Genomic DNA, 11640 nt, shown 5'->3' on the forward strand with positions numbered 1-11640 from the left:
ATTACCATAATTACAAATATTTAGCCATTCTATTGATATTAATAACTTTATCAAATTTTTCAAGCTTATCCTGACTCAAATTATGGGAAATCACTATTACACTTCTCTCATCCTTTAGTAAGGTATCCAGTATTTTGTCAACACTTTTCATATCGAGCGCAGAAAAAGGCTCATCTAAAATAAGTATGTCGCTATCTTTATAAATAGCTCTTGCTATACTTATTTTCTGCATTTCTCCTCCACTTAAATTGTCTCTATTTTCATTGACCCTAGTGGATTTATCGAAATTCTTAATATTTAATCCATCGATTATTCTATTATATTTTTCCTCCAAATAAACTTCATTTCCTATGATATTGTTCCTTATTGTATCTTCTGTTAAAACATAGCTTTGACTTAAAAATGATATCCTTTTATAATATGACTCTTTATCTATATTTTTTATATTTAGCCCATTTATAAATATGTCCCCTACATGATTTCTGGAAAAATCTAGCATTGAAGAAATAAGTGTAGATTTGCCAGATCCATTCTCCCCTACAATCAAGATTTTCTCTCCATAGTTAATTGAAAAACTAACACTATCGCTTATAGGGTCTAGGTCATATTTACAAGCATAATCGTCTACTCTTATCTTATCTATTGTAGATATTTTAAAATCGCCCTTAGATGTATTGGACCCATTTATAATTTCAATCAGTTTTTCCCTAGTTTTCTTAGTCTTTGCAAACTTAGCATAAGTTCTAGAAAACGAATATATAGGAAGAGTTATAGAATCACAAGAAACAACAATTGCTAACAATTCAGAAATAGTGAGCTTACCACCAATTATCAAAACAACCCCTACAATATATAGGCCAACCTCGATTAAAGTCGCAGATGTCTGATTAATTACTTCAACCATATCTTCAGCAAAATTCAACATGAAAAGTTCCTCATTAGCTTCTATTGAAGCATTTTTAAACTTATATCTGAACTTATCCTCCAAATTATAAATTTTTATCTCTCTAATATTATCAATACTTTCATTTAATATTTTTATGATTTTTGAAAACTTGGTATTATAGGAATACTGCTTATCTGCTAAAGTATTAGCAAGCAATTTTTGTATGATAAAAGTTAGAGTAGAAATAACTATCAAATATAGCAAAATCTTACCAGATAAGGAATATATAACTAGACTTGCAGCCAGAAAAGACACTAGAAAATAGACAATTTGAGTCAACCCCTGGATATAATCATTCGAAATCTGATCTATATCATTTGTAAAAATACTAGTTAAATACGATTTATCAAAGTTTAATCCATGGGTATCCAGTAAGCTTTCATAGACTCCCTCATTCAAACATTGCTTACACATTATCATAAACTTATCTAAGTACTTTTCAGATAATAAATTAACCAAAAAGAACCCCAACAGATACAATAAGCCAGGTAATAGCAAATATCCAATATTAACTCCAGTTTCTGATTTTGATAAATTGGTATAATAAATTATCAACTTAGAAAAAACTGGCCTGCTCAAGGAGAATAATAACAAAAATATAAGGCTTTTGATAAACAATTTTTTATTTTTCTTAAAAAGATACACCAACATTACTACACACCTAAATATCTATAACATTTCGGATCACAAGATTCATCATACTTATTATTAATAATCTGTTTATCAACAAAACATTCCCCATTACAAAATATATTATAAGTACAAGATTTACATTTCTTATCTAATACCTTATAATCTCTTATTGGTGAAAATTTAACCGAATCCCATATTTCATCAAAATTTTTATTAAAAACATCACTTTCAATCACACTTTTGTCCCTTAATAAACTACAAGCATAAGCGTTCCCATCAAATATAATATCAATATTAGTCTGTGCTGCCTGACATCCATAAGATAATCGTTGAAAATCTGATATATCAATATCTTCACCTCCGTACGCTGCTTAATAAATCATACACCCTTCCAAAGCTAAATCTATATTATACTTATTCTTATTTACATAATCACTTAGTTTTAAATAAAAATTTATACAATCGTTTATGGATAAAGTTACTTTAGCTCTTGTTTCAACATTTGCAAATGTAGCCATTGAATATCTCTCAATATTATTTTCATTACAAAAGTCTACTATTTCTACTAAATCCTCTATTTTTTGATTAATTAATACAGTATTAATAGATGTTCTAATTCCCATCTTTGATGCTAAACCTATATTTTTTTTAATATTTTTTAACATTTTGTTACCGTACATATTATTACTTTCTTTTATATTAATGACAGAGAAAGCTAGCTTTAAATAGCTAAATTTACTTAAGCTTCTTAAAAATTTTTCATTAAGTAAAATTCCATTTGTAGTTATAGTGAAATGCACTTTTTTAGATTCTATGAATTCACATATACTTAAAATTTCTTCATATAATAGTGGCTCTCCACCAAGTAAAGATATACTTTCAATTCCATTATCTACAAACATATCAATTATTTTTAATGCTTTATTTACAGGTATACTATTATTACTACCTCTAATGAGATCATTCATAAAGCAAAAATCGCAGTTTAATTGACATTTACTAGTTAGATACATACTTAACTCTAATGGTGCACTAAGATATTTTCTTTTTTTAAGCAGTATTAATTCATTTTATAAAAAAGATTTAAACTCAGTCAATTTATTTTTGTATGTATATTTCTTTGGCATATTATAAATATTATTCTTAGTAAATAAAATTAATTCTTCATCTAAATTTATATCTTCATAAAAATCGTTTAACATCTTAAGAGATTGTTCAACATCTCTAATATGATAATATATCACAAGTAAAGTGAATGTCTTTCATCTAGCTCCCATTTTTCAAAGGTATCCCTATCTATCAATATTCCTCCAAAATATTCTGGTCTAAAAATATAATTATTTGGCATTGAATCCTCCCTAATATGCAATCAAGCAGTATTTCAAAATACTGCTTGATTATACATTACTTTACATAATACTAATTGTTTTTTCCCATCCATCGCCTTTTGCAAAATGTGCATTTTTTAGCAAATTCATAGCTATAATTAAATTTTCTATTTTTTTTTTCATATTTTCCTCCTATTTTTTATTAAGAATATTCTCAATACAAGAATACAACAATATAATCGAAATTTCAAAGGCACATGTGCCTCTGACAAAGTAATTCATATTCTTTACTATATAAAACATAAGGAGGCGATTTTATGAAAAAATTTAGATTTTTAATATTAGTGTCACTCATGTTTATAATGCCATTTTTGTCTACTATGAATGAATCTCTAGCTGATGATGAAGATAATATTGTTATGATTAAATCTACTACATATATATCTGAGTCTATTTGACTTTAAAAAGTGTTGTTACAGTATGAATAAATTAGTCTAGATTGTTATCACTACTATCACATTCTAGTAATCGACCTATAATAATTAAAAACTCAACTGAAACTTTGCCTCGTCAATACAGATATATAAAATGTACTTCCTGAAATCAAGGGGTAAATTTCCTAGAGAGTTTTCTAGTTACAGGTCGGTATTTATTCATTGTTTTATAATAACTCTATCAGTTCATCCCCAATATGTTTTTAATTTTTTTATTTATTAGAAACTGTAAATCTTTATTTAAGATATTTGCTAGTAACACTTTTGTAGCTGTTAAGGACTCTTCAAAATCTTTATTAGCTCTATAACAAGCAAGAAACTTTGAAAAATATAAGTATATTAAAGCATCTATCGAAGAGTTTTTTCTTGCATATCCTATCCCTTCATTTGTTATTTTAATAGCTTCTTCATAATTTTTATTTACTATATTCCAATTAGCAAGGTTATTACAAGTAGCTATTTTTACTATCTTCTCTTTATCTTGATTTTTGCACTTATTAAATATCTCCACACTTTCAATTCCCTTAAAATCCTGGGAAGTGGTTGCTATATTTAATAATATGCGGAGGTCTATGCCTTGAAGGTCGAGATTTTCGAAGTTTTTTCTTTTAATTTTACTTGAGGATAGGTCCTCGTATATTTCACTTAATTCTTCGCTAGTTATTTCAAAGTTTAAATATCGTATAAATAAATCTAGGAGGTCTAGTTCATATTTTCTTGCTCTTAGTTCTCTGCTATCTTTTATTAAGTCTATTTTTTCTAAAAGGTCTATTCTCATATCCTTTGTGAGAAAAATTGCATTTATATCTAACGAGTTCTTGATTTCTTCTAGTATGCAGAAACTTCCATAAATATATTTTTTGTATAAGCTTAGGATATCTAGGTCATATATTTTGGATAGTTCTATTAGGCTATCTACAGATGCAGATTCTATTTCTCCTCTTTCAAGCCTACCTATACTTCTTTCGCTCAAATATATAATCTCTGCTACATCAGCCTGTCTTAGGCCTTTTCTTTCTCTTATTTCTATTAGTTTTTTGCCAAATTCTTTTCTTTCATCTGTCATCTTAGCCTCTATGTATCTATGATTTAATATAATAATATCATAAATCATAAAAATGACAAAAAAAGCCCAAGCCTTAGCTTGAGCTTAAAAAAGATAATTATTTATTTTTTCTTTTTTTACTAATATATAGAGATCCTGATGCTGCTGCTAATATGCTAGCTATATTCATAGAACCTACAACACCAGTTTTAGGGTTGTCAGACTCTTTAGTATTCTTATCTGCTTTCTTAGCACTTTTAGCTTCTGTATCATCTTCATTAGATTTTCCAGGTTTGTTAGGATCTACTTTAGTTTCTGGTTTTGATTGTGGATCTTTTGGATCTGAATTATTATCTAGTTCTTCACTATCCGTAAATCCATCCCCATCTGTATCTGCTTTTTCTGGATCTGTTCCTAAACCTAATTCAATTCCATTTGTCAAACCATCTTTATCTATGTCAGCATCTATATCAAATTCTGGCTTTGGATTTTCTGTCTCTGGTTCTCCCACTTCAAATTTGTCTACTACTTCTATAACATTACCTGGATTGTGTGTTAGATCTTGGTAGCTTGTGTCATCTCCACCTTCTCCTACTATAATGTTCTCTGAGTCTTTTGAACCACTTGTTAGATCTGCGTAGCTAAAGTCGTCTCCGCCTTCTCCTACTATGATGTTCTCTGAGTCTTCTGAACCACTTGTTAGATCTGCGTAGCTAAAGTCATCTTCATCTTCTTCTGCTGATGTTACTACACTGTCTATATGCGCTCCTATAACTTCCTTAACGTATGCTTCTATTCCTTCTATTGTATTAGCTTTGTCTATATATTTTGCATAGAAATCTGATTCTATTCCTGCTACTTTTAGAGCTTTTTTTGCTTTTTCTTTTGCTTCTTCTAGCTTTCTAGCTGCTTCTAATTTTTCTACATATTCGCTTTGATAATCTAAGTTATCTGGAATAAAGCCTACACTACCTTCATATGGTGCTTTATCTTCTTCTGCAGCTTTAACTACAATAATTTCTTTTTCGTCTTCTATATAAGCTATATCGCCATTTTCTTTTTGAACAAATCTTCCTTCTTTTACATCAATGATAGCTTCTTTTCCATCTGTATGAGTATATACAAGATTTCCATCTTCATTTACACTAAATTCACCAGAAAATATTTCTTTATTATTTAAATCCATAGGAGTTGTTTCTCCATTTGAGTGGTTATAGATTATATCTCCATCTTCTGAAACAGAGAAGTAATCTTCTTTTTGTTCAGGTTCTTGAGGATTTTCTGGCTCCTCTGGCTTATTATTTTCGAATAGCTCTATTTCTGCAATGCTCATCATAGGTTTACTATCAGCACTATCATAAGTATTTAAAATTTCAACTTCAACTCTTGTTGCTTTTACATCTCCGATTGAAATTATAGCTTCAGTATCATCTTTTTCAACGACTACTTCATTTGAATTAAAGGTTAATTCATCTCCATTATAAGCTCTGACAATTATTGTTTTAATTGATCCATTTCCATTAGCTCTCTTTGTAACAACAACTTTATTTAATTTCTCAACAGGATCATTTGGAGTCATTGTTATGATTTGTGGTAATTTTACATTTTCAGGAAGATTTCCATTTTCATCAAGATTTGAATCAATCACCCATTTTAATTCCGCTAAAGTATTTTTATTATTATCATTTACATTGGATAAAGGTGAGCCATTTTTACTTTCGTAAGCATCTTCATCACCTGTTACAGCTATTTGAGTATTAGATATTTTTTCTATATAATTTTTTTCATCTATTACTGGATCACTTAATCCATCCTTTGTAAACAAACCTGTGTCTACTAGAACAGAAAATGATGGTTCAAATTTATAATTTGTATCTTTTAAAGCTTCCAATACAATTGTTGCTAAAAGACCATCTTCATTTATAGAATTTACTCGTTCATTTCCTAAAGAAAGTATAATATCACTTGTATTATCTGAGTGAGTCCTATCTTTAGAGAAAGATACCATATCATTAGTTAGATCACTTTGCTTAATAGAAATAACTTTAAATTCATCTTTATTATATGGAATTATCAATGATAGAGCATTAATATCATTTAATTCTTCACCATTTATAGATAAAGTTACTTTTTCTCCTTTTTTGATATTTTCTTTATCTTGATCTATAGTTAATTTTCCATTTACTTGTGGAGATAGTGTTTCCACTGCTCTTTGTGATGCTAGTGTTTGAATTAGATTTATATCATACGCATCAATTATACCATTAAAGTTAAAATCAATTATAGAAGCATAATCAAAGTCTGAATCTATTTCTTTTAATCCTGAATAGTTCAAGGCAAATGTCAAGTCATTTTCATCTAACTTATTATCTGCGTTTGTGTCACCTATCAAATAAGACTTGCTACCATCAACTTTATGGATAAAGAATTCATTACCTGAACCAAATCCTCCTACAGCTTCTTTAACATTTAAGCGTAAGAATCTAGTTCTTAAACCATTAAGATTACTAAATTGAGTTTTTCCATTTCTTTCCCAGCTACTATCTATATATTCTTTCCAATTTATTCCATCTAAGCTATAATCTATAGAGTATTTCTCTATTGTTCCATTTCCTTTATCATTTCTTGGAGAATATTCTAGTTTGTCTAATTCATAAATATTACCTAAATCCATATAAATAGTAAATGGTGTTTGAGATGTTCCCCAAAGTGTATGCCAATTTGTAGTTAAGTCTTTATCGAACATATTTTTAAGTGGAGTTCCACTTTGATCTACTAAGGTACTACCATCTTCTTTTATTCCATAGTAAGCTTTCACATCAATTGCATTTTTATAAGGATTTTCAGAGGTAGTAGCTTCTAATAAATTAGTCCATTCAGATTTACCTTTGGAATTTACAGCTCTTACTCTGAAACTATATGTTGTATCAGGATTTAACCCTTTTGCTATATAAGAATTATCCTTAATATTTGTATATATAATCCCATCAATTTCTACATCATAACTTGTTGCATTAGAAACATCATCCCAAGTCAAACTTATGAAATCATGATTATTCTCTACTTTAACTTCTTCAAAATTTGAAACATCTTGAGCAACTTCTGTTTGTCCATCATCTTGTGTTAAATCTTTATTTTCAAATCCTTCAATTACTACTTCTATTTCATTTTCTAATACATTTACCTTTGCAAGTTTTAATCTTAAGATAGGGCTTGTTATTATTTCTAATTTTTCAAAATCTGAACCTTTAGTTGCGAATTTATTTAGGTTTGGTTTTTCATCAAAGAAATATACATTATCAGAATTATAAAATTCTTCCAAGCTAAATACTTCTCTTAAGTTTACTTCTTTTCCCCCAATAGTAGTATTAATTCCTGTAGGTTTCTTAGAAACATGGATATCTAATTCTGTTTCTCTATCAGTTTCCATGCCATCATAAGAACCAGTAGTTTTATCTATTGTAATAGTAACTTCTTGTCCATTTTGGTCTGTCTTTATTAAAGTATTAGCAAAAGCATTTTTATTGTACTTATCCATGGTCTTACCATCATCTTCGTAGACATTAAAGTCACTTTGACCATCAGGATAAATATCAAATATTCTGTATCCTCTATCAATTTGATTTGGATTATTACTTGCCTTATACATTGGAATTATAGCACCATTTTTAACAAATAAAGGTAATTTCCATAAAGGTGCATCATAATTATTTAATACAACTCCACCTTCATATTGTTTGCCTGTGAAATAATCAATCCAAGTATTTCCTTCTGGTAGGTAGATATTATTTCTAACATCATCTCCATTTTCTTTCATATTACCACTATCTTCATATATTGGAGCAACTAAGAAATTATCTCCCCACGTATATTGATATAGAGTTGATGCATTTTCTTTATAAGTAAATTCGTTAGGGTCTTCTAGGAACATTGCTCTCATTATTGGGGTACCAGTTTCTGCAGATGTATTTGCTATAGTATAAGTATATGGTAATAATTCTGATTTTAGTTTTAAATACATTCTATTAATAGATGCATATGGTTCTCCAAATTCCCAAGGATTTTTTTGGTAAGATCCCCAACCATCCATATAAAGACCTATTGGTGTAAATGCAGAAAATTGAGTATCTCTTACAGAAATTAAATTAGAGCCTCCAAAAATTCCATCCATATCACTTCCTACATTTGGAAGAGCACTTAAACCAGCACCTATAAAAGTAGGAATATGGAATCTTATATATTCCCAATTACCACCAGTTTGATCTCCTGACCAAATTGAACCATATCTTTGGGTTCCAGTCCAACCATCTAGAGTTACAATATTAGGTCTTATATTTTCATCTGCCATTATATTGAATACATCATCGACTCCATTAAGACCAAATTCATATCCTGCTCCTACCCAGGCAACATCAGTTTTTAAGGCTTTAATTCCTGCAACTTTTACTTCTTTATCAATATCTCTTTCACCTTTTTTAGGATTTTCAGGATCTTCTGGATGAAGATTTGATTGAGTCCATAAACCAGTTTCTATACCTCTTTCTTTAGCATATTCAGCAAAAGCTTTTAAATTAGCTATATCACCTTCTAAGGAATCAGTTTGTCCATATCCTGCACCATAACCATCATTTGGTAAAAACCATCCCAAAGGCATGTCATTTTTAATATACCTATCTATCACAGAAGTAGCTGTAAATAATCCATCTCCAACTAAAGTTTCTTTTACTCCGTTATAAGATTCATTATAACTATCTGGTTGATATTCCTTATACCAATTTCCATCTTCAAATAATCTTGCACCATAAGTTCCTTCTTCTACCTTAACCCAATAATCTCTATTATAAGCATTAAGGTGAGATGGGTAGAAAGCATACTCAGGAAGTAAAGCTGGTTTTCCTGATATATCCGTATATTCATTTAATATATCTGTAGGAGTGTCTCCAGTAAAATATATAGCATCAAATCTATTTTCATTATGAGTTGTTGTAATTTGATCAGCATCTTTACTTGCAAAGTCATATGCTCCTGGTTTAAACGTATTCCTAATTACACCATAACCTTTTGTAGACCAGTAGAATGGAGCAGGAGATGTAACTTTTCCATCAGTCCAACCATTTTCATTTACTATATTTATTTTTCTTCCCTTATGTGAGAATCTACCATTTTGCATTCCACCACCGAAGAAATATTCTTCATCATCAGTTTTTAAAGTTTGGGTAGTAGAAGTACCATCAAATGTGATAGGATTAGTTTCTTCAAAGACTGTGCTACCATCGGCTCTTAACAATTTTAATAAAGCTGTCTTCCTATCAACTAAAAGACTTAGAGAATCTGTAGATATTTTATAAAAATCATCAATTGTCTCTATGGTTGGGATTACAGCTTCGCCTTCTTCTACATACTCATCAAGTCCCTTAACCAAAGGTTGAGCTTCAACTTTAAAGCCTGCATTTTTAGGATCAAGTGTTTCTTTAAATTCAGATGTAGGGTCCTTGTAAATTCTTAACATATTGTCTTTGTAGAATTGTAATCTCATTTCGCCTTCATCTTTAACTGTTAAATAAACATTATAGTCTTCTTGTCTAATATCAGTAACTTTATAATCTTCTGTACTATCATTTTGATCATTTACAGCTTTCTGATCATTTACAGCTTTTTCTTCATTTTCACTTTTCTCTTCAACTTCTTCATTGCTTAGCTCAGGAATATCTTCTCTAGATTCTTCTAACAAGCTCTCTGCTGCCCTAACTTGAACCCTATTATCAAAGTTAGCTTGTTCTAAGGCTTCCTTGTCACTTTGACTATTTTGAACCTCATCAGATGTAGTTTCTTCACTTGATGTAGTATCTGCTTGACTAGAAGCTTCTTCTGCTTGGTCTTCTGTTGATGATTCAGTAGATGCTTGGTCCGTAGCTTCTTCACTTGAAGCTTCATTAGCATCTTTACCTTCTTCTTTTAAAATATTACCATCTTTGTTTTCTATATTTTCCTCAGATTTTTCACTTACATCTTCATTATCTTCTTGCAAATCATTATCTACAACTTTACTTTCTACGATCGAACTTTCCTTGTCAATTTCTTCACTTGCATAACTTTTAGATTGAAAAATCATAAAGCCGATCAAACAAGATACAAGACCTATACTTAATTTTCTTGTTGCATACCTAGGTTTTTTTTCTAAGCCTTGAACTTTTTTAAATTCAATAACTTTCTTAAAATTATCTTTCTTTTGCATACTTCCTCCCAAACGTTTTTAAAATGTGATAATTATTCGCTACCTCTATAAAAACCTCTTAAACGATCTTTATATGTTAATATCATACACAATATTTATAAATCATGCAAGTATTTTTCAATCTAAGTTATTTAATTTTTTTTGAATTTAATTTAGATAAAATTTTATTTATTTATGTAATAATTTTTAACTTTATCACCTTGCAGTTAGACAAATTCATTATCTTATTTCTGTTAAATAAATTATCTTTTTTACAAAAAAAGCCCAAGCCTTAGCTTGAGCTTAAAAAATGTAACTATTTATTTTTTCTTTTTTTACTAATATATAGAGATCCTGAAGCTGCTGCTAATATGCTAGCTATACTCATAGAACCTACAACACCAGTTTTAGGGTTGTCAGACTCTTTAGTATTCTTATCTGCTTTCTTAGCACTTTTAGCTTCTGTATCATCTTCATTAGATTTTAGAGGTTTGTTAGGATCTACTTTAGTTTCTGGTTTTGATTGTGGATCTTTTGGATCTGAATTATTATCTAGTTCTTCACTATCCGTAAATCCATCCCCATCTGTATCTGCTTTTTCTGGATCTGTTCCTAAACCTAATTCAATTCCATTTGCCAAACCATCTTTATCTGTATCAGCATCTATATCAAATTCTGGCTTTGGATTTTCTGTCTCTGGTTCTCCAACTTCAAATTTGTCTACCACTTCTATAACATTACCTGGATTGTGTGTTAGGTCTTGGTAGCTTGTATCTTCTCCACCTTCTCCTACTACAACGTTCTCTGAGTCTTCTGAACCACTTGTTAGATCTGCATAGCTGAAGTCTTCTTCATCTTCTTCTGCTGGAGTTGCTATGACATTCTCTGAGTCTTCTGAACCACTTGTTAGATCTGCATAGCTAAAGTCATCTTCATCTCCTTCTGCTGGAGTTGCTATGACATTCTCTGAGTCTTCTGAA

At 29.7% G+C, this 11640-nt stretch carries 6 protein-coding genes; 1 reads left to right on the forward strand and 5 read right to left on the reverse strand.

Features of this window, described 5'->3' with window-relative positions:
• Positions 1–10 precede the first annotated feature (10 nt).
• Together MUN42_RS06925 and MUN42_RS06930 are read right to left on the reverse strand one after the other, a co-directional pair.
• Positions 11–1597, reverse strand: coding sequence for an ABC transporter ATP-binding protein (locus tag MUN42_RS06925; RefSeq protein WP_243343896.1), 1587 nt, complete (start codon positions 1595–1597; stop codon positions 11–13).
• Between the two features lie 353 nt (positions 1598–1950).
• Complete coding sequence (locus tag MUN42_RS06930; RefSeq protein WP_279323815.1) at positions 1951–2592, reverse strand: radical SAM protein; 642 nt, start codon at positions 2590–2592, stop codon at positions 1951–1953.
• Between the two features lie 632 nt (positions 2593–3224).
• On the opposite strand from MUN42_RS06930, the gene MUN42_RS06935 reads away from it, so the two are divergent.
• A complete protein-coding gene (locus MUN42_RS06935; RefSeq protein ID WP_243343898.1) occupies positions 3225–3365 on the forward strand; it encodes a hypothetical protein in 141 nt (46 codons plus the stop codon).
• A gap of 217 nt (positions 3366–3582) precedes the next feature.
• Here MUN42_RS06935 and MUN42_RS06940 read toward each other — a convergent pair whose 3' ends face one another.
• The 3 genes from MUN42_RS06940 to MUN42_RS06950 all read right to left on the reverse strand — a co-directional run.
• On the reverse strand, positions 3583–4467 hold the full coding sequence (locus tag MUN42_RS06940; protein ID WP_243343899.1) for a transcriptional regulator: 885 nt from the start codon (positions 4465–4467) through the stop codon (positions 3583–3585).
• Between the two features lie 97 nt (positions 4468–4564).
• Positions 4565–10681 carry a TIM-barrel domain-containing protein gene (locus tag MUN42_RS06945; RefSeq protein ID WP_243343900.1) on the reverse strand — a complete coding sequence of 2039 codons (6117 nt, stop codon included), beginning with the start codon at positions 10679–10681 and terminating at the stop codon, positions 4565–4567.
• 295 nt (positions 10682–10976) lie between these two features.
• Positions 10977–11640 (reverse strand): hypothetical protein (locus MUN42_RS06950; RefSeq protein WP_243343902.1); only part of this gene is annotated, 664 nt, incomplete at its 5' end.

The sequence above is a fragment of the Anaerococcus sp. AGMB09787 genome (assembly GCF_022808955.1).
GTDB lineage: Bacteria > Bacillota > Clostridia > Tissierellales > Peptoniphilaceae > Anaerococcus.